Origin of the sequence: Streptomyces sp. NBC_01003 (assembly GCF_045162695.1) — a bacterium.
GTDB lineage: Bacteria > Actinomycetota > Actinomycetes > Streptomycetales > Streptomycetaceae > Streptomyces.
The window spans coordinates 8,725,802-8,745,437 of the sequence record NZ_CP108707.1; the positions used below are offsets into that span (position 1 = coordinate 8,725,802).

Genomic DNA, 19,636 nt, shown 5'->3' on the forward strand with positions numbered 1-19,636 from the left:
GTGCCGTACGAGGGGGTGGTCACCGCCCGGTCAGCCGACAACGGCCGACCGGGCGGGAGCATGTCGGGCCGTGCGGCGGTCCGCCGGGGAGTCCAGCTCGGGGAAGGCGTCCGTCACCCGGTACTCGGGAATCGGCGACCGCGGCCGCGCCGCCGCCGGCGCGGGGAGCGTGAACCACACGACCTTGCCGTCCTCGCCCTGCGGCCGCGCGCCCCAGCTCTCGCTGACCGCGGCGACCAGGGCGAGGCCCCGGCCGCAGGTCGCGAGCGGGTCGGCGTCGCACAGTTGCGGCAGGTGCGGGTCGTGGTCGTGCACCGACACCGTGAGGCGGTCGCGCAGCAGCTCGATCTCGACGGTGCACATCTTGTCGGGACCGGCGTGCCGATGGACGTTGGTCAGCAGCTCGGTCACGCCGAGCATCGCCTCGTCGATCAGGGGATCCAGATGCCAGTAGCGCAACTGCGCCGATACGATTCTGCGGACCTGGCGGATCCGCGACGGCAGGGCTTGGAGCTCCACCGTGCAATGCCTGCTTGGGTGGCTGATCACGGCTGCGACTCCCCGAATTGAAGGTCCGGAAGAAGGCGGAGTACCGAGCCAGCAGAGGGTCGCGTTGTCAGCCGAGGCCCGCCTGCTGCATGTCCGGCGGGCTGGTTCGCAGCGTTATCGCCGGTAAACCCTGAGTAGTGATGTGTGACCAGAGTGACGCAGGGGGTGCGAGCCTGCAACTCGCGCGCGCAGTCCCCCAGTCCGCCGCCGACTACGTCAGCCGGCCGCGCGCCCTGCGTACCGCGTCGAGGAACCGACGCGTCGTGGGCGGCCCGCTCTCGCCGACGAGACGGGGCACCGCATCGCCGGGTTCATGATCGTCGCCGAGTTTCAGCAGGTAGCGCCTGCCGCCGACGTCGGCGAGCGCCCGGTCGCCGGGCGCGAACCAGGCCTTGCCGGCGCGGACTTCCTGGAGTGGCGCGCTGTCGATCTCACTGCCGTAACTGGTGAGCAGTTCGAGACGGCCGCCCTTGATGCGGACCTCGCCTGCCCGGGTGAGCGAGCGAAGCAGGCGCCCTATGCGCACACCCGTCGCCGTGAACTCCGGCTCCGCCATGTCGTCCGCCCCCTTGGTGTGAGCTCTCACCGGCCCCGCGGTGCAGTCTGCCCGCACGAAGGCGTCCGCACCAGTGCGCGGGGGAGTGCGCCCGGCAGGGGAAGGGCCGACTCACGCCTTTGTTCCTCCGCACGCTTGTTCCTGCACTGGGGCAGGTGTTCCTTTGAGTTGCTCAAAGGGGTGTTTATGCAGGTGAGAAGCGTGCGGAAGGTGTTTATGATCGGGGCGTCCGACCGGTCGTAAAGACGACGGCCGGGTGTGGACGGCGTCGGACCGGCGCTCGGAACGACGCTAAGGAGCCATGTGGTGAGCACCCCTCGGCAGGACCCGTCAGCCGTGATCCCCCAAGGGTCGGAACCGGTGCCCACGCTGGACGTGGACCACACGGACGCCGCGTACCGAAGCTGGCTCAAAGAAGCCGTACGAAAGGTCCAGGCCGACGCCAACCGGTCGGCCGACACCCACCTCCTGCGTTTCCCGCTCCCCGAGGAGTGGGGCATCGACCTCTACCTGAAGGACGAGTCGACGCACATCACCGGCAGCCTGAAGCACCGGCTCGCCCGCTCGCTGTTCCTCTACGGCCTGTGCAACGGGTGGATCCGGCCCGGCCGCCCCGTCATCGAGGCGTCCAGCGGTTCGACCGCCGTCTCCGAGGCCTACTTCGCGAAGCTCATCGGGGTGCCCTTCGTCGCCGTGATGCCCCGCACCACCAGCCCCGAGAAGATCCGCCTGATCGAATTCCACGGCGGCCGCTGCCACTTCGTCGACGACTCGCGCACGATGTACGAGGAGTCGGCGGCCCTCGCGGCCGACACCGGCGGTCACTACATGGACCAGTTCACGTACGCGGAGCGGGCCACGGACTGGCGCGGCAACAACAACATCGCGGAGTCGATCTACCGGCAGCTGGAGCTGGAGCGCTACCCCGAGCCCACCTGGATCGTCGCCACCGCCGGCACCGGAGGCACCTCCGCGACCATCGCCCGGTACGTCCACTACATGCAGTACGACACCCGCCTCTGTGTCGCCGACCCCGAGAACTCCTGCTTCTTCGAGGGCTGGACGACCGGGGACCCGGACGTCACCTGCGACTGCGGCTCCCGCATCGAGGGAATCGGCAGGCCCCGCATGGAGCCGAGCTTCGTGCCCGGCGCGATCGACCGCATGATGAAGGTGCCGGACGCGGCGAGCGTCGCTGCCGTGCGGGCCCTGGAGGGCGCCATCGGCCGCAAGGCGGGCGGCTCGACCGGTACGGGCCTGTGGAGCGCATTGAAGATCGTCGCCGAGATGGTGGCCGAGGGCAGGACCGGCAGCGTCGTCACGCTGCTGTGCGACCCGGGGGACCGCTACCTCGACAAGTACTACTCCGACCAGTGGCTGGCCCACCAGGGTATGGACATCGCGCCGTACACGCGGACCATCGAGACGCTGCTCGCCACGGGAGTCTGGCCGAGCGCCGACTGAGGCCCGGGAACTGCCTCAACTCGCCCTGGAATCCCGGGGGTTCACGGCGATCCTGCGGTCGAGTGCGGCCACCGCGTCACGGAACGCTCGGCCGAGTCCGGCCCGGCCGAGCCGCAGACCCACCCGGAAAGCGGCGGCGCCGTCCGCGGCGAACGTCCACTGCACGCGTGTCCCGCCGGTGCCCGACGGCGTGAGCCGCCACTCCTCGACCAGGGCACGTATCCCCGGCGCGTTGGTCTCGTCCACCCGGTACGCGTACACCGTGTCGGGCTCGGCCGCGAGGATGGTCTCCCGCATGCGCGCACCGCCCCTGAGCCGCACCTCGCGCCCCGCGCCGTCGTCCGTCGGGCGGGCGAGCGTCACGGCGGAGAACCAGTCGGGCCAGCCCGTCACGTCTTCGGAGAGCGCCCTGAACACCGCCTGCGCAGGTGCGGACACCTCACGGGCGAAGACCAGGCGCAGCGGCGCGGACTCGGTGAACTCGAGCCCCACGGGCTTCAGTCGGCGTGCCATGGACGTTCAGCCCCCAAGCGGAATCGGGCGGTTGACCGGGCAGAGGTCACCATAGCTGGCGAACCGTCAGATGTCTGTACCTGTTCCGGGCTCGCCCGCGATGACGAGCCGCAGCTCTTCCGAGATCTCCGCGCGCGCGTCCGCGGGCAGCCCCGCGTCCGTCACGAGCGTGTCCACCTGGTCGAGCGAGGCGAACGAACTCAGGCCCACCGTGCCCCACTTGGTGTGGTCGGCGACCACGACGACCCGGCGCGCGGACTGCACGAGGCGCCGGTTCGTCTCCGCCTCCGCCAGGTTCGGCGTCGACAGGCCGGCCTCCAGCGATATGCCGTGCACACCGAGGAACAGCACGTCGAAGTGGAGCGCCGCGATGGCCTGGTCCGCGACCGGCCCCACCAGAGAATCGGAAGGCGTTCGCACGCCGCCCGTGAGAACCACGGTCGCCGCGCCCTGCCGCTGTCCCGACGAGCGCTGCGCACCGTGGAACACGTCCGCCACCCGCACCGAGTTGGTCACCACGGTCAGGTCCGGCACATCGAGGAGGTGGTGGGCCAGCGCATACGTCGTGGTGCCGCCGGACAGCGCGATGGCCGTGCCCGGCGCCGCCAGGGCCGCGGCGGTCCGCGCGATGTCCTCCTTGGCGCTGAGCTCCAGACCCGACTTCGCCTCGAAGCCCGGCTCGTGCGTGCTTGCTTCCTCCACGGGGACCGCGCCGCCGTGCACCTTCTCCAGGACGCCCTGCCGGGCGAGCGCGTCGAGATCACGGCGGACCGTCATGTCGGAGACGCCCAGCTTGCGAGTGAGCTCGTTGACCCTGACGCCGCCACGGCGCCTGACCTCGTCGAGGATCAAGGCCCGGCGCTGCTCCGCGAGGAGGTTCTGATTCTCGCTCACGTCCTGTCGGATCCCTTCACCTCGTCACAGCCGTCCATGGTCGCCACATCCTCGCACGCGCCACCGACAGCCGGACCACTGCCCGCTCACGCGGGCAGTATGGCGCGCGGTAGCACGGATGGGGGAGATTCGGTGACGAGGGATGCGTAGCGCGGGCGTGAGCGGGGATTCTGGTTCCGGCACCACACGCGCACGTCAATCGGGGGATGCTGAACGGTGGAGCGTGACACGGCGGACGAGACCGCCCTCGAACTTCTGGTCCACGGCGTAGGGGGCACCACCCCCGAGGCGATGCTCAACGACCCGCGCACGGTCCGGGTCTCGGGCGACGACACGGCCGCGGTCTACCGCCGCGCCGACGACGCCGACGCGGAGGAACGCCCCGACGACTACCGGGGCAAGCCCGTCCCCGAGGCGTACGTCTGGTGCAACCTCACGTCCGGCAACGGCTCGCGCGCCTTATGGCTGCTGCTCCTGCCGTTCATGGTGGTCAACCTCGCCCACTGGATGCGCCCCAACGCCCACCGCCGCACGCGTACCGTGCGCGCCTACGGACTGCTGGTGCGCCTCGTCGGCCTCAGCCTCACCGTCCTCCTGGTCGCCGCCGCCTGCGAGGTGGCGCTCGACCTGGTGGCCTGGCAGTGCGCGGGCACGCACGCGTGCGCCGAAGGGCGCTCCTGGCTCGGCTTCCTGTCGGTCGACGCGCACGGACACGGCGGCTGGTGGAGCCAGCCCGGCCGCCGCCTCGCCCTCGCCGCCCTCGTCCCGGCCGCCCTCACCGGACTCCTCTGGTACCTCTCCCACCGCACCTGGGGCGCGTACGAGTCCCAGCAGCCGCTGCCCCACCAGCACGACCCGGAGGAGGAGGCCCCGACCAACGCGCTCGGCCGGCCGGGGTTCTGGTACGGCCGCCGTCTGGTCGCCCGGCTGCGCGCCGCGCACACCGCCGCGGGCCTGCTCACGGTGGCGGCCGCCGTCGGCACCTCGGCCGCCCGCTTCGACCGCGAGAGCGGCGGCCCCGTCCTCCTCGACGTGTTCGGCCGGATCCTCGACGGCGCGCTCGTCGTGGGCACCGCCGTCGTCGTATGGGTGGTGTGCCGCAGGGGCCGCAGCGAGAACACGGTCGACCGCACCCTCGACCGGACCCTCGTCCGCCTCCTGCCCGCGGCCGCCCTCGCCCTCCTGGTGCTCACGTTCCTGTACGCGGGCTGGTCGCGCCCCGAGTGGCGCTCGCACGGGCGCCTGCCCGGAGACGCGACGTTCGGCGGGATCGTCCTCGTCCAGGGCGCCGTGGTCGTGGCGCTCGCCGCAGTCGCCCACGCCATCCACCGCCGCGCCCGCGACTCCCGTGCGGCCCTGCGCGGCCTCGGCGGACCCGCGACCGCGATGCTCGCCTGCGCCCTGGGCGGTGTGATGTCCGGGGGAGTGGCCCAGCGCGTCGCCGACTGGCTGGACGGCTCCGGCACGCCGGGAGCCGGCGGCACCATCGAAGGACCGCCCGTCCTACTGTCCTGGCAGGCCTCCGTGATCCCGCCCCTGCTGATCGTCGTCGCCGTGGTGTGCGCCGTCCTCGCCCAGCGCACCATGCGGCTCAAGCGCCGCGAGATGGCCACCGTCGCGACCGACTACCCGGGGGAGCCCGAGGATGCCGCCCGCACCAGCCGCATCGCGGGCACGCGCGCGCGTGCCGCCCTCACCGACCAGGCGCCCATGATCATCGGCGCGGTCTCCACGGTGACCCTCCTCCTCGGCGCGGGAGCCCTCACGGGCGCGTGGGCGACCCACCAGGTCCCGGGCCGGGCGGCACAGGGCACGTACGACATCGTGGAAGGCGCCGCGCAGACCGCGCAGGCGATGGGCTCCTGGCTCATCGGCCTCGGCTTCATCCTCTTCGTCACCTGGGGAAGGCGCGCCTACCGCGACGCGTCGGCCCGCCGCACGATCGGCATCCTGTGGGACGTCGGCACGTTCTGGCCGCGCGCCGCGCACCCCTTCGCGCCGCCCTGCTACGCGGAGCGCGCCGTGCCCGACCTGACCTGGCGCATGGCCACCTGGATCCGCACCACGGGCGGCCGCCTCGTCCTGTCGGGGCACTCCCAGGGCAGCGTCCTCGCCGCGGCGGCCGCCTGGCAGCTGCACCCCACGGTCCGCCGACGCGTCGCCCTGCTCACCTACGGCTCGCCCCTGGAGCGCCTCTACGGGCGCTGGTTCCCGGCCCACTTCGGCCCCGCCGCGCTCGGCGCCCTGCACCGCCAGGTCGACTGCTGGCGCAACCTGCACCGCACCACCGACCCGATCGGCGGCCCCGTCCGGCTGCCCGGCGAGGACGGCCCCCAGGTCGATCACCCGGCGCTGAAGGACCCGCTCGCCTACGGCCGCACCGAGCAACACCCGCTGCCCGCACCGATCCTGGGCCACTCCGACTACCAGGCCGACCCCGTCTTCGCCGAGGAACGGGCCCGCCTCCTCGCCAGGCTGCGCCCGGAGGTCCCGGGGCCACGCCCGGACGGCGAGCCCGCGGCGCCTCAGGGCAGCTCGGGCAGGTCGTCCTCGTAGAGCAGGGTCAGGTCGTCCGTGCTCGGCTCGGCGAGCTGGGCGACCCGGCCCGCGTGGCGCTCGACCATCGACTCGAAGGTCTGCCGCGCCGTGCGGCCGTTGCCGAAGGCGGGCCCCTTCGGGAGCGCCGTGAAGTGCTTCAGGAGGGCCTCGGACGCGCCCTCGCCGAGCCGGTACTCGTGCTCGTCGGCCTGCTGCTCCACGATCCGCAGCAGCTCTTCGGGCGCGTAGTCGGAGAACGTGATGGTCCGCGAGAAACGGGAAGCCACACCGGGGTTGACGGAGAGGAAGCGCTCCATCTCGGAGGTGTAGCCCGCGACGATCACCACGACGGAGTCGCGCTGGTCCTCCATCAGCTTCACCAGCGTGTCGATCGCCTCACGCCCGAAGTCACGGCCGGAGTCCTCGGGGGACAGGGCGTACGCCTCGTCGATGAACAGCACGCCGCCGGTGGCCCGTTGAAAGGCCTCCTGCGTGCGGATGGCGGTCGAACCGATGTGCTCGCCGACCAGGTCGACCCGGGACACCTCGACGAGATGGCCCTTCTCCAGGACACCGAGCGAAGCGAGGATCTCCCCGTACAGGCGCGCCACGGTGGTCTTGCCGGTGCCGGGGGAGCCCGTGAACACCAAGTGCCGCCTGACGGAAGCCGCCTTGAGGCCCGCCTGCTGTCGGCGCCGGCCCACCTCGATCATGTCCGTCAGGGCGCGCACCTCGCGCTTGACGCTCTCCAGGCCCACCAGGGTGTCGAGTTCACCGAGGACGTCGGTCGACGTACGCGTCGTGTCCGGCGCCTCTGTCTCGGGTCGCACGGCACGCTGGTCGGGCAGCGCGCTGAGCAGTCCCACGGTCTGCGTGGCCTTCTGGACGCCGGGCGCCGGAGCGGCCTGCCCCGCGGAGCGCACCCCGCCGCTCTCGTCGCTGGTGCAGTCCTCGACGACGGGACCGTCCTCGGCGAATTCGTAACCGCCGCGTGAACACCGCTCCGTACGGCACTTCTTGAGCGTCGTGCGGCAGCCGTCGATGATGTGGAAGCCGTAGCCCTCGCTCCCGGTGACGCGGCAGCCGTGGAAGCTGCCCCGGCCCCCGGCCGACACGTAGAAGCCGGCTTCGGCGGGGGAGGTGACCGTGCAGCGCTCGATCGTCGGGTCGGCGCCCTTGGTGACGATCACGCCCGTCTGGACGGCGTCCACAGTGCAGTTGGCGAGGGTGCCGCCACTTCCGTGATCACGGAACCAGGCACCCGTCGAGGCCTCCCTGATCCGGCAGTCGTCCAGCTGGGCCGTGGCGCCGTCGCTCACCGACACAGCGGTGTTGCGGACTTGGGAGAGATCGCTGTCGACGACGTCCACGCGGGAGCCGCGGTCAAGCACGAACAGGGCGTCGGGCACGTCGTGCACCCGGCACGCGTCGAGCACGGCCGTCGCGCCGTCACTCACCCACACCGCCGGATAGTCGCCCGTACTGTCGTGGATCTCGCACTGGTTGGCGTCCACGCGCGTGCCCGGGTCCCACACGGACAGACCGTTGCGCCCGAACCGGCGCACCGTCGAGCGGGTCAGCGTCAGAACCGACCGGGAGCGCAGGTCGATCGCGTTCTCCGGGATCTCGTGGATACGGCAGTCGGAGAGGGTGAGCACCGCGTCCGTGTCGAGCGTGACACCGTCCGCCGTGGTGCGGTGCACATCGCAGTCCGTGAGGTGCGCCGTGGCGCGCCCGGTGATCTGCACGCCGGTGCCCTTGACCTCGTACACCTCGCAGCCGACGGCCTCCAGGCCGCTGTGCTCGCCGGTGACGGACAGTCCGGAACCCGACGCGTGATGCACCCGGCAGCGCTCCAGGCGGGGGTGCGCGCCGCCGCGTACGGCGACTCCGGCCTGGCCCGCCGAGACGACTTCGCACTCCTCGAAGACCCCGCCTCCGCCGTCGAGCACGGCGATGCCGATGCCTCCGGGGTTGTCGACGGTGCAGCGCCGCACGGTGGGCCGCGCGCCGCCCCGCACCTCTATGCCGGCCGCCGAGCGCGTGACGATCCGCAGATCGCAGAGCTCCGGAGCGCCTTCCTCCACCAGGAGCGCCGGGGCCGCCGAGTCCTGCCCCTCGACATGCAGATCGATGACGGTCGCGGACGCGCGCACCGTGAGCGGCACCCCGTCGACCGGGGCGATCCGCACGGACCCGGGCGAGCCCTCCGGACCGCGCAGCGTCACCGCGCGCTCCACGACGAGGTTCTCTCTGTACGTGCCCGACGCCACGGTCAGCACGTCGCCGTCACCCGCGGCCTCCAGGGCCGCGGCGAGCGATCCGTACTCCCCAGTGCGGCGCCGCCACCGCGACGTGCCGGTGTGCGTCACCTGGACCGTGCCCTGTGCCATGGCTTTGTCGTGCCCCCACCTCGTCGTACGCGGGTCCTCGCTACGTTCCCCGCGGCGAAGGTGGGTCCACCGTAGCGTGCGCGAAGGACGGGAGTTGACCGGAGCGGAAGGCCGCTCAGCTGCCGGTCCCTGTCCTGCCCCAGTCCGGACCCGCCTTGTCCCAGGCGCGGTCCCAACGGTCGTACCGGCGGCGCACCATGCGCCACACGACCAGGCGCCGGGCGCCCTCGACGAGCCCCGCCACGGCCGCCGCGGTCCCGAATCCGGCCAGCGCGGCGTGTGTTGTCGCCGTCGCGTTGTCCAGCGGGCGGCCGGCGGCCTGACCGGTGGCATCGACCCACAGCGTGAACCGGTCGCCCGGATGCGGGGTCTTGAGGCTCGACAGGACGCGGCCGGTGTGCTTGACGCCGTCGGGTCCCTTCCAGCCGGCGACGACCCTGCTGTGCGCGTCTCTCGCCGTGGACGTCTCGGGGTCGGGGTCCAGCGGCGGCTGGGGCAGCTTCCGTACGACCGTCGCCGGAACCTCCCGGCGGTCCTTGCGCTGTTCCTGCACGGACTGCATCAGGGCGCTCTGCGCCAGGGTCCCCGTCGCGACGCCGATGAGCGGTGCGACAACGACGATCAGCAGCAGCGCCACCAGTGCGACCCAGGCCTCGGCGAGGTCGGTCGCGCGGCGCAGCGGATTGTGCCGCCAGCGCCAGAGTCCGGCGATTGCCCGCACAGCCAGCACCCCCTTCCGCCTCCGTCTTAACCGTGAACGGCACGGCTCACGCGCAGGTGGGGCGAAGAGAGAGCGAAATCACCCCACTCGACGAAGCTCTCCGCCTGTCCCCGTCTTTCCATTGTGCTCCAACGACCGTGTTCCGGCGCGGGGTTCCCTACGCGGCCACGAGTCAGCCCAGGATCGTGATCGCGTCACCGATCCGGACCGTCCCCGTCGTCTCCGGGACCAGGTTCGTCCCGAAACACAGCTGGTCACCGAAGCGGCGGTGGCGTGCGAGCGTCCGCAGCGGCTCCTTGCCACGCTCCGAAGTTGACTGGTTCGTGGTGGTGACCACGCAGCGGCCGCTCTTCTTGGTGATACGGAACGTGACGTCGCCGATAGAGATGCGTGACCAGTCGTCCTCCGCCCAGGGCGCGGTGCCGTCCACCACGACGTTCGGCCGGAAGCGGTTCATGGGCAGCGGGCCCTCGTCCGCGTGATCACCCTGCGCGATGAGGGAGTTGAGGGCATCCAAGGAGGGCAGGGTGGTGAGCAGCAGCGGATACCCGTCGGCGAAGCTGACCGTCTCGCCGGGCTTCGCGTACTCGGGGTCGATGGGGCGCCGCGTCGCCGGGTCGTCGAGGTGGACGAGCCGCACGTCGGCCTCGAGGTGCGCGCTCCACCAGGTGTGCGCCGCGTCGTCGGCCGGAACGGCCTCGACCTTGTCCCCGAAGATGTTCACCGTGGTCGTCCCGGCGGGCCGGGGCACCGGCACGGTCAGGGGAGCGCAGCCGGGTGCCGACATGCGCAGACCGTCGCCGTCCGGCGTCTCGGCCGAAGCGAGCGCGAGACGCGGGTGCTGGCGCTGGGTGACGACCTTGCCCGAGGCGTCGATGAGCACCCACCGGCGGTCTCCTGCAAGACCCCACGGTTCCACGGCCGCCTCGCGCGGCGCGCGCCCCCGAACCGACTTCAGCGGGTGTATGTGAATCGAGTGAAGCGAGGCATTCGGCATGGGGCCATCCTGCCAGCCGGCACGGACAGCCCCATGTCCGGAAGATCAATAACCGCGGTACTGCTGACGGTTGTACGGATCCTCGTAGGGCGCGGCAGGGCGGGGCGCCGCGGGGCGCATCGCCTCGTAGCCGGTGCCGGGCGCCGGGCGCTGCTGCTGTTGTTGCGGCTGCTGCATGCCCGCGTAGCCGCGGGGCCCGGAGGCCTGCTGCGGGATGTACGGCGCCGGCGCGTGCTGGAGCGGCGCCTGCTGCGGGGTCGCGTAACCGTACTGGGGCATGGGAGCGGAGGGCGCGGCCGGCAGCGCGGGAAGCGCGGACGGGAGCGCGGGCAGATGACTGCCGGTGTCGTACATGGCAGGAACCCGGATCGGGGCGATCTGGGGTGTGCCCCGCTCTGCGACGAGGGAGTCGTAGATCGGAGTGTCCGGGAAGGACGGCGCGGAGTAGTAACCGCCGCCATAGGTGGAGCGGGGGGAGGTCATGGCACATAAGTTAAGCCCACGATGTGCTGGTTGGGGAGACCGATAAGAGGGTTGTTTTGAGTGTCGGCAGTGGTTCGAGATCCCCAATGCGAGCGAACTTGGCAAAATCGGTCGTCGTTCAGCGTTCGGATCGTGTAAAGGCGAGTTCTGATGGGTTACCGGCGGTTGGCCAGTGATCATCAAACGCCTGCCCCTGTGCCGCTTTCGGTCGCGGGGAATAGGTTGACCAGGAAGCCGGAGATCTCTGTTGGGGGCGGACATGCCAATGTCTAAAGGTTCGAATGTCGTCGTGGCGGCGCCGGCCGTGCGGATCGAATTGGGGTGGCGTTCAGGTGCGGGGGTGCCCGACGCGGACGCCTCCGCGCTGTTGCTCGTCTCCGGAAAGGTCCGTTCGGACGCGGACTTCGTCTTTTACAACCAGCCGGCGCACGCCTCGGGGGCGGTACGTCACGAGGGCAAGCGGAGCGCGGACGGCCAGGTGACCGACACGATCTCGGTCGACCTCGCGCGCGTGGAGCCCGCGATCGAGAACGTGGTGCTCGCCGCGTCGTCGGACGGCGGCTCGTTCGGGCAGGTCCCCGGGCTGTACATCAGAGTCCTCGACGCGGCGGACGGCGCCGAGATCGCGCGCTACGACAGCGCCGACGCGAGCGTGGAGACCGCCTTCGTCCTCGGCGAGCTCTACCGGCGCCAGGGCGCCTGGAAGTTCCGCGCCGTCGGCCAGGGATACGGCAGCGGTCTGTCGGGCCTGGCCACCGACTACGGGATCACGGTCGACGAACCACAGACACCCGCGCCGACACCCGCACCCGCGCCGGCACCGGCGGTCACGCCCGCCCCCGCACCGCCCGTCGCGGCCCCTGTCACCGCGCCGCCGCCTCCGCCCCCAACCGCACCCCCGCAGCAGCCCGTCCGCCTCACCAAGGTGACGCTCACCAAGGCGGCGCCGTCCGTCTCCCTTGCCAAGCAGGGCGGCACGTCGGGCTCGATGCGCGTGAACCTCAACTGGGAGGTGCGCAAGCAGTTCAAGGGGTGGGGCAGCAAGCTGGGCCGCGCCGTCGCGCAGCACGCGGACCTCGACCTGGACCTGTGCGCCCTGTACGAACTCACCGACGGCCGCAAGGGCGTCGTCCAGGCCCTGGGCAACGCGTTCGGCGCCCTGAACCGGCCGCCGTACATCCACCTCGACGGCGACGACCGCACCGGCGCCGTCTCCAGCGGCGAGAACCTGACGATCAACCTCGACCACATGAAGGACCTGCGGCGCGTCCTCATCTTCGTCACGATCTACGAAGGCGCCCGCAGTTTCGCGGACCTGCACGCGACCGTCACGCTCCAGCCCCAGTTCGGCGCGGCCGTCGACTTCTCCCTGGACGAGTGCACCGTGCCGTCGACGGTGTGCGCCCTCGCGCTCATCACGAACACAGGCAGCGACCTGACCGTGCAGCGCGAGGCCCGCTACCTCGTGCCCGAGCGCGGCGTGAGCCCGCAGCGCACCGTCGACTACGCCTATGGGTGGGGCATGAACTGGACGCCGGGCAGAAAGTAGTGCCCCGGTCGGCTACTGCCGCTCCGGCGCGGGGTGCGGCCTGGAATACGTACGTCCCTTCCAGGCCGCACCCCGCCCCCTGTAGTGCTGCACCGCGGAGTCGACCGTCATGAGGAGATACAGGAACGCGGTGCCCGGCAGCAGCGGCGCCAGCCACAGCGGCTGCGCGTAGTAGCGCAGCATCGGAACGTACGTCGCGGTCATGAGCAGCCAGGCGAGCCCGCCGAGCAGCGCGGTGAGCCCATGTCCCGTGGCGAGTCCGGCGACGAGCGCGACCGGCGGCGCCAGGTAGACGAGCGCAAGGCCGGCCACGGTCCCGGCGAGGAGCAGCGGGTTGTGGCGCAGCTGGGCGTAGGCGCTGCGCGACACCATGCGCCACAGGTCGCCGAGCCGCGGGTACGGGCGGATGCTGTCGACGCGGTCGGCGAGGCCCAGCCAGATGTGGCCCCCTGCGCCCTTCACCGCCCGCGCGAGCGCGACGTCGTCGATGACGGCGTGCCGGATCGAGTCGGGGATCGCGGCGCGTTCGGCGGCCCGGGCGCTCAGGAGCACGCAGCCGCCGGCCGCTGCCGCCGTGCGCGAGCCCTTCCGCGCGATCCAGCGGAACGGGTACAGCTGGGCGAAGAAGTACACGAAGGCCGGGACGACGAGCCGCTCCCACACGCTCTCCACGCGCAGCCGCGCCATCTGCGAGACGAGGTCGAAGCCGCCCGTGCGGGCCGCCGCCACCAGCTCCCGCAGGCTGTCCGGCTCGTGCGCGATGTCCGCGTCGGTCAGGAGCAGATACTCGGGCTCACGCGCGCGTGCCAGGCCGATCCCGTGGCGCACCGCCCACAGCTTGCCGGTCCAGCCCGCCGGCGGTTCGCCCGGTGAGTCGACCGTGAGGGGCAGCCCGCCGTGCCGCAGGGCCAGCTCCCTTGCCAGGGTTCCGGTGCCGTCCGTGCTGCCGTCGTCGATCAGGAAGACCTCGGCCCGCCCCGGATAGTCCTGCGCGAGGAGCGAGGGCAGGCTGTCCGGAAGGACCGCCGCCTCGTCGCGTGCGGGGACGACGACACACACCGAGGGCCACTCCGCCGGATCCGAACGCGGGGGCAGACGCAGGTCCGTGCGCCAGAAGAAGCCCTGCCCGGTCAGCAGCCACACCCACGCGGCCAGCGATGCTGCGGTGATCCACACAACGGCGTCCATCCGCCGCAGTCTGCCCCACCGCCCGCTCGCTGTGAGGGCCATCGTCTATGGTTTCCGGGTGAAGATCGCGCTCATGGACTCGGGAATCGGACTCATCGCGGCCGCTGCCGCGGTACGGCGCCTGCGGCCCGACGCCGGGCTCGTCCTCTCCTCCGACCCCGACGGGATGCCCTGGGGGCCGCGTAGCCCGCAGGGCATCACCGAGCGGGCCCTGGCCGTCGCCGAGGCCGCCGCGGAGCACCGCCCCGACGCGCTCATCGTCGCGTGCAACACCGCCTCGGTCCACGCCCTGCCGGCGCTGCGGGCCCGTCTCGAACCCGGGATCCCCGTCATCGGCACGGTCCCCGCGATCAAGCCGGCCGCCGCCGGCGCCGGACCCGTAGCCATCTGGGCCACCCCCGCCACCACCGGAAGCCCCTACCAACGGGGACTGATCCGGGACTTCGCGGACGGGGTGGAGGTCACCGAGGTGCCCTGCCCGGGGCTCGCCGACGCCGTGCAGCACGCGGACGAGGGCGCCATCGACAGGACGATCGCTGCCGCCGCCGCGCTCACCCCGAGCGATGTAAGGGCCGTCGTCCTGGGCTGCACCCATTACGAACTCGTGGCGGAACGCATCCGCGCCGCCGTCCAGCAGCCCGGCATGCCGCCGCTCGCTCTGCACGGCAGCGCAGGGGCCGTCGCCGCGCAGGCGCTGCGCAGGATCGGCGCCGGGCCCGACGCCGAGACCGGTGCGCAGGGCGCCCTCACCGTCCTCCTCAGCGGCCGCACCTCCGCGCTGCCGCCCGCCGCACTCGCGTACGCGGAGGGCAGGCTGCTCCAGGCCGCCGTCAGCCACGCACAGTGACGACGGGGCCGGGATTTCGGGCAGGGCCCAGGCGCACCAGGGTTTTGCGCAATCACTCTCCGCTGCCCAGTGCCTTCACTGCGGAACATGAGTAGTCTCGATTTCATGAGGCACCACTCCGGTAGTGAGCGGCGCGCGTCCGTCGCCCCCGAGGTCTGGACAGGCCGTGCACGCAATCGGGTGCAGTGGCTGGCAGCGCTGGGCGGCGCCGCGTGCGTGGCGCTCGGCATCGAGATCGCCGTGGCTTCCCAGTGGACTTCCGGGATCGTCGCGCTGGTGATGTCGGTGGTCGGCTGTATCGCCGCGGGTCTCCTGATCCTGTTCGGCACCCTTGCCTTCGTCCATGTGGCTGTGAAGGTCGACAAGGACTACCTGGAAGTGCGGTGCGGCCACATAGGAGTCCCGCGCCGCCGCATCCTGCTCGCCCATGTGGTGGGAGCCGAGTTCGAACCCAGCGTCACGCCCCGGCAGTGGGGCGGCTGGGGCTACCGCTGGCGTCCCGAGCAGGGCACGGCCGTCATCGTCCGGCGTGGCGAGGGCGTCGTTCTGATCATGGCCGACGGCAGGAAGTTCACGGTGACCGTGGACAACGCCGAGTCCGCGGTGCGCGCCATTCACGCCAGGCTCAAGCCGGCCTCGATGGGCCCCGCCGTCTGACGGCACCCGCACCCTTACGCACGGCCGCTCCGGACCCGCACGGGGGCGGCCGTAGTGCTGTCCGGGGGCTCGTCGCCCCAGGGTCTCGCCGTCGCCACCCCCGCGAGCAGGCCCGCGCCTGCGGTGACGGTCGTGAAGCTCAGGGCGTTGCCGAGCGTCGCCAGACCGGCGAGAGCGGTCAGGGCCGCGCCCGCCGTCAGGACCACCGGCGTGGGGCGCGCCGACCGCCACAGGACGTACAGGAGCCAGCAGAACACCGCGGCAAGGAGGCAGACGCCCACGAGTCCCTGTTCGGCGGCCTGCTGGAGCGGGGCGGAGTGCGGCTTGCCGTCGGGCAGCAGCGTCTCGCCGACCGTGGGGCTGAGCTCTCCGAAGCGGCCCGGGCCGCTGCCGAGGCCGGGATCGGACTCGGCCAGACGCAGCGCGTCCTGCCACAAAAGGATCCGGTGCTGCGTGAGCTGCCCCTCCAAGGAGGCGGTGAGTCCCGAGGGCAGTACGCCCTTCAGCAGAGCCAGGGAGAGCCCGGTCACCAGCCCTGTCATGACGCCGAGACCGGCGAGGCCGAGGCCCCTGTGGTGCCGCATCATGACCGAGGCGAGGGAGCACAGCAGCACGCCCGTGCACGCGGTGACACCGGCGATCGACCCGACGGCGGCGGCCGCCGCGACCGTGCCGCCGGCCAGCAGGAACAGGGCCGCGCGCACGGGCAGGCGCTGCGCCGCCCAGGCCGCGCAGCAGGCCCCACCGGTGGAGAGCGCGAGGAGTGCGGCCGTCGCGCCGGTGCGGCCGAGCGGAGAACCCGTGTCGGGCGCGGGCACCGCGTGCGGGGATGCGAGCGCGAGCCCGAGTCCTGCGAAGGCCGCCGCACAAGGCGCCGCCATGGGCAGCAGCGCGCCGGAGATCCGGCCGCACGCGTAGCCCGCCGCGACGGCCAGCACCGCGAGCAGCACGCCCTCGGGCCTGCCCGCGCGGGCGGTCGCGGTGATCAGCGACCAGACGGCGCACGCCCCGAGCACGACGATGCCCGCCGCGTCGGCGACATTGCGCCGCTCGTACTCCGCCGACGGACCGGCCGCCGACGACATCCCCGTGGTCCCCACCACCCCGTCGCCCCCCGACTGTGACGGGCCCCGAGCGGCATGGCCGGATCCGGCCCGTCCTCGGGGACTCGGGCACACCGTAACGGCTGATGCACCGGTTTGTGCATGGGTTGCGCAGGAACGATGCTGCACGGAGTGGTCCGCGTGGCGGCCACCACCCCCGCGGACCGCCGTGTCGCCCGGCAGGTGACCCGCCGTACACTCCCCGGGTGACCGCCACCGCAACCTCCGTAGACGAGCCGGAACAGCTCGATCCGCAGTCGGCGCCCGCCTCGCGCTGGGCCCGCCTGCCGCGACGGATCGCTCCGGCCGCCGCAGCGGTGCTCTCCGGAGTGCTGCTGTACGCCGGCTTCCCGCCCCGTGAACTGTGGTGGCTCGCGCCTCTGGCCCTCGCGCTCTTCGGGGCGTCCGTGTACGGGCGGCGGCTGCGCGCGGGGTTCGGCCTCGGCTTCCTCATGGGCCTCGGCTTCCTCGTGCCGCTCCTGTCGTGGACGGGCGTCGACGTCGGGCCGCTGCCGTGGCTGGCCCTCGCCCTCGCCGAATCGCTGGTCATGGCCCTGGCCGGTCTCGGCATCGCCTACGTCTCACGGCTGCCGCTGTGGCCGCTGTGGGCCGCGGGCGTGTGGATCGCGGACGAGGCGCTGCGGGCACGTTTCCCGTTCGGAGGCTTCCCTTGGGGCAAGGTCGCGTTCGGTCAGCCCAGTGGCTTGTTCCTGCCGCTCGCCTCGCTGGGCGGCACCCCGCTCCTGGGATTCGCCGTCGTCCTGTGCGGCTTCGGCCTCACCGCTCTCGCGCTGCGCCTCAAGGACGTACGCGGTGTACGTGACCGGGGTGTGGCCGTTGCCGCCGCGTTCACCGTCGCGCCCGTCATCGCCGGAGCGGTCGCGGCGCCCCTCGTCTCCACCGCGGCCGAGGACGGCACCGCGCGCGTCGCTGTCATCCAGGGCAACGTGCCGCGCATGGGCCTCGACTTCAACTCCCAGCGCCGGGCCGTGCTCGACCACCACGTACGGGAGACGATGAAGCTCGCCACGAAGATCAAGGCGGGCCAGGTCAAGAAGCCCGACCTCGTGCTGTGGCCGGAGAACTCCTCCGACATCGACCCCTACGTGAACCCCGACGCGTACGCCGAGATCGACAAGGCGGCCAAGGCGGTCGGCGCGCCCATCTCCGTCGGCGCCGTCGTCACTGCGAAGGACGGCACACCCCGCAACCGGCAGATCCTCTGGGACCCGAAGACGGGCCCCGGCGCCGTCTACGACAAGCGGCAGCTCCAGCCCTTCGGCGAGTACATGCCGTACCGGAGCTTCTTCCGCATCTTCAGCAAGGACGTCGACCGCGCGGGCAACTTCGTGGCCGGCGAGAAGCCGGTCGTCTTCGACATGGCGGGCACCAGGATCGGGCCCGTGACCTGCTACGAGGCCGCGTTCGACTCCGTGGTCCGCGACCAGGTGAAGGCGGGCGCGCAGATCCTCTCCGTGCCCAGCAACAACGCCACCTTCGACCGCAGCCAGATGACCTACCAGCAGCTCGCCATGGACCGGGTACGCGCCGTGGAGCACGGCCGCGCCGTGATGGTGCCGGTGACCAGTGGCGTCAGCGCGGTCATCAGGCCCGACGGATCCGTCGCCCAGCACACCGGCATGTTCGTCGCCGACACCCTGGTCGCCGACGTGCCCAAGCGGACCTCACTGACCCTCGCCACGCGCCTGGGCGGATGGCCGGAGCTGCTGCTCGTGGCCGTCGGCGTGGGCGGTCTCGGCTGGGCCGTGGTGCGCTCCCGCCGAGGCCGGCGCGCCGCCGGATAGGGTCGCGGGCATGGCTACTCCAGAGTTCATCCGCAAGATCCGGGAAACCGCCGGCCACCAGCTCCTCCTGCTGCCCGGTGTCAGTGCCGTCGTCTTCGACGACGACGGCAGGGTCCTGCTCGGACGGCGCGCCGACACCGGCAAGTGGGCGGTCCTCGCCGGAATCCCGGATCCGGGGGAGCAGCCCGCAGAGGCCGCCGTACGCGAGGTGTACGAGGAGACGGGCGTCGAGTGCGTGCCCGAGCGGGTCGTCCTGGTGAAGACCCTCAAGCCGGTGAGGTACCCGAACGGCGACCGGTGCCAGTTCACCGACGTCTCCTTCCGATGCCGGGCGACCGGCGGCGAGGCCCGGGTCAACGACGACGAGTCCCTCGAGGTGGGCTGGTTCGAGCTGGACTCGCTGCCGCCGCTGGGCGACTTCTGCCTGCTCAGGATCAAGCAGGCGGCCTCCGACGAGCCGACATGGTTCGAGACCATGTCCGAGCGCTGAAGTATGGGTGCTGACCACATCGGGCGGGGCGCGAGCGCTGCCTAGGGTGCGGAGCATGACCGCGCCCAACGCACCCCTCACCGCGCCGCTCGATCTCGGCGGCCGCATCGCACTCGTCACCGGCGCCGCAGGCGGCATCGGCCGCGCCTGCGCGCTGCGGCTCGCCGCGGCCGGAGCCAAGGTGAGAGCGGTCGACCGGGACCGGGAGGGCCTTGACGCGCTGGCCGAGCAGGCCGGCGCCACCCCCGGCGGCATCGAGCCGCGCGTCCTCGACCTCACCGACCTGGACGCGGCCGAGGAGTGCGCCGCGGGCGCCGACATCCTGGTCAACAACGCGGGCATCCAACTGGTGCGCCCCATCGAGGAGTTCCCGCCCGACGTCTTCCACACCGTCCTCACGGTGATGCTGGAGGCACCCTTCCGCCTGGTCCGCGGCGCCCTGCCGCACATGTACGAGCAGGGCTGGGGGCGCATAGTGAACCTCTCCTCGGTCCACGGCCTGCGCGCCTCCGCGTTCAAGTCCGCGTACGTCGCCGCCAAGCACGGCCTCGAAGGGCTCTCCAAGACCGCCGCGCTCGAAGGCGCTCCGCACGGCGTCACCTCGAACTGTGTGAACCCCGCCTACGTCCGCACGCCGCTGGTCGAGAAGCAGATCGCCGACCAGGCCGCCGCCCACGGCATCCCCGAGGAACGGGTCCTGGCCGAGGTCATGCTCCAGGACAGCGCGCTCAAGCGGCTCATCGAACCCGACGAGGTCGCCGAGGCGGTCGCGTACCTGTGCAGCCCGCAGGCCTCCTTCATCACCGGGACGTCGCTCGTCCTGGACGGCGGCTGGACCGCACACTGATCACTCTCGCGGGTGGCGGCGATTGTCTGATCCATTGAGTTG

The 19,636-nt window shown here is 72.0% G+C and carries 18 protein-coding genes; 8 read left to right on the forward strand and 10 right to left on the reverse strand.

Annotated elements, in window-relative coordinates; genetic code table 11:
* Positions 1-30: 30 nt before the first annotated feature.
* On the reverse strand, positions 31-549 hold the full coding sequence (locus tag OG698_RS39925; RefSeq protein ID WP_406108970.1) for an ATP-binding protein: 519 nt from the start codon (positions 547-549) through the stop codon (positions 31-33).
* 211 nt (positions 550-760) lie between these two features.
* Positions 761-1,105, reverse strand: coding sequence for a hypothetical protein (locus OG698_RS39930; RefSeq protein ID WP_100598547.1), 345 nt, complete (start codon positions 1,103-1,105; stop codon positions 761-763).
* 306 nt (positions 1,106-1,411) lie between these two features.
* On the opposite strand from OG698_RS39930, the gene OG698_RS39935 reads away from it, so the two are divergent.
* The gene (locus OG698_RS39935) at positions 1,412-2,569 is read left to right on the forward strand and encodes a PLP-dependent cysteine synthase family protein (protein WP_406108973.1); all 1,158 of its coding nucleotides are present in this window, start codon (positions 1,412-1,414) and stop codon (positions 2,567-2,569) included.
* Positions 2,570-2,584: 15 nt separating this feature from the next.
* On the opposite strand, the gene OG698_RS39940 is transcribed toward OG698_RS39935, so the two are convergent.
* Positions 2,585-3,082: an SRPBCC family protein gene (locus OG698_RS39940; RefSeq protein WP_406108974.1), complete on the reverse strand. Its 498-nt coding sequence runs from the start codon at positions 3,080-3,082 to the stop codon at positions 2,585-2,587.
* 66 nt (positions 3,083-3,148) lie between these two features.
* Positions 3,149-3,976, reverse strand: a complete 828-nt coding sequence (locus OG698_RS39945; RefSeq protein ID WP_383094842.1) for a DeoR/GlpR family DNA-binding transcription regulator — start codon at positions 3,974-3,976, stop codon at positions 3,149-3,151.
* Positions 3,977-4,192: 216 nt separating this feature from the next.
* Here OG698_RS39945 and OG698_RS39950 point away from each other — a divergent pair, with 216 nt between their 5' ends.
* Positions 4,193-6,532 carry a hypothetical protein gene (locus tag OG698_RS39950; RefSeq protein ID WP_406108976.1) on the forward strand — a complete coding sequence of 780 codons (2,340 nt, stop codon included), beginning with the start codon at positions 4,193-4,195 and terminating at the stop codon, positions 6,530-6,532.
* Here the strand turns inward: OG698_RS39950 and OG698_RS39955 are convergent.
* The 4 genes from OG698_RS39955 to OG698_RS39970 form a co-directional block, all read right to left on the reverse strand.
* A complete protein-coding gene (locus tag OG698_RS39955) occupies positions 6,502-8,907 on the reverse strand; it encodes a right-handed parallel beta-helix repeat-containing protein (protein ID WP_406108978.1) in 2,406 nt (801 codons plus the stop codon). The genes OG698_RS39950 and OG698_RS39955 overlap by 31 nt on opposite strands.
* A gap of 115 nt (positions 8,908-9,022) precedes the next feature.
* The gene (locus OG698_RS39960) at positions 9,023-9,628 is read right to left on the reverse strand and encodes a hypothetical protein (RefSeq protein WP_406108980.1); all 606 of its coding nucleotides are present in this window, start codon (positions 9,626-9,628) and stop codon (positions 9,023-9,025) included.
* Positions 9,629-9,800: 172 nt separating this feature from the next.
* Positions 9,801-10,625 carry an MOSC domain-containing protein gene (locus OG698_RS39965; protein WP_406108981.1) on the reverse strand — a complete coding sequence of 275 codons (825 nt, stop codon included), beginning with the start codon at positions 10,623-10,625 and terminating at the stop codon, positions 9,801-9,803.
* Between the two features lie 45 nt (positions 10,626-10,670).
* Positions 10,671-11,108, reverse strand: a complete 438-nt coding sequence (locus OG698_RS39970) for a DUF6643 family protein (protein WP_116500463.1) — start codon at positions 11,106-11,108, stop codon at positions 10,671-10,673.
* A gap of 259 nt (positions 11,109-11,367) precedes the next feature.
* Here OG698_RS39970 and OG698_RS39975 point away from each other — a divergent pair, with 259 nt between their 5' ends.
* Complete coding sequence (locus OG698_RS39975; RefSeq protein WP_406108983.1) at positions 11,368-12,657, forward strand: TerD family protein; 1,290 nt, start codon at positions 11,368-11,370, stop codon at positions 12,655-12,657.
* Between the two features lie 12 nt (positions 12,658-12,669).
* On the opposite strand, the gene OG698_RS39980 is transcribed toward OG698_RS39975, so the two are convergent.
* Positions 12,670-13,845, reverse strand: coding sequence for a glycosyltransferase (locus tag OG698_RS39980; RefSeq protein WP_406108985.1), 1,176 nt, complete (start codon positions 13,843-13,845; stop codon positions 12,670-12,672).
* Positions 13,846-13,903: 58 nt separating this feature from the next.
* Here OG698_RS39980 and OG698_RS39985 point away from each other — a divergent pair, with 58 nt between their 5' ends.
* Both OG698_RS39985 and OG698_RS39990 read left to right on the forward strand, forming a co-directional pair.
* Positions 13,904-14,692 carry a glutamate racemase gene (locus OG698_RS39985; protein WP_399981747.1) on the forward strand — a complete coding sequence of 263 codons (789 nt, stop codon included), beginning with the start codon at positions 13,904-13,906 and terminating at the stop codon, positions 14,690-14,692.
* A gap of 105 nt (positions 14,693-14,797) precedes the next feature.
* Positions 14,798-15,349 (forward strand): hypothetical protein, encoded by a 552-nt coding sequence (locus OG698_RS39990; RefSeq protein WP_406111546.1) that lies wholly within the window; start codon positions 14,798-14,800, stop codon positions 15,347-15,349.
* A gap of 14 nt (positions 15,350-15,363) precedes the next feature.
* Here OG698_RS39990 and OG698_RS39995 read toward each other — a convergent pair whose 3' ends face one another.
* On the reverse strand, positions 15,364-16,434 hold the full coding sequence (locus OG698_RS39995; RefSeq protein ID WP_406108987.1) for an O-antigen ligase family protein: 1,071 nt from the start codon (positions 16,432-16,434) through the stop codon (positions 15,364-15,366).
* 224 nt (positions 16,435-16,658) lie between these two features.
* Here OG698_RS39995 and lnt point away from each other — a divergent pair, with 224 nt between their 5' ends.
* Genes lnt through OG698_RS40010 form a run of 3 tightly spaced genes read left to right on the forward strand, consistent with a single transcriptional unit; the run spans position 16,659 to position 19,594 of the window.
* On the forward strand, positions 16,659-18,257 hold the full coding sequence (lnt, locus tag OG698_RS40000) for an apolipoprotein N-acyltransferase (RefSeq protein WP_406108989.1): 1,599 nt from the start codon (positions 16,659-16,661) through the stop codon (positions 18,255-18,257).
* Between the two features lie 10 nt (positions 18,258-18,267).
* Positions 18,268-18,747 (forward strand): NUDIX hydrolase, encoded by a 480-nt coding sequence (locus OG698_RS40005; protein WP_406108991.1) that lies wholly within the window; start codon positions 18,268-18,270, stop codon positions 18,745-18,747.
* 55 nt (positions 18,748-18,802) lie between these two features.
* Entirely contained in the window at positions 18,803-19,594 is a 792-nt protein-coding gene (locus tag OG698_RS40010) for a 3-hydroxybutyrate dehydrogenase (RefSeq protein WP_399981739.1), read from the forward strand.
* The last annotated feature ends 42 nt before the right edge of the window (positions 19,595-19,636 follow it).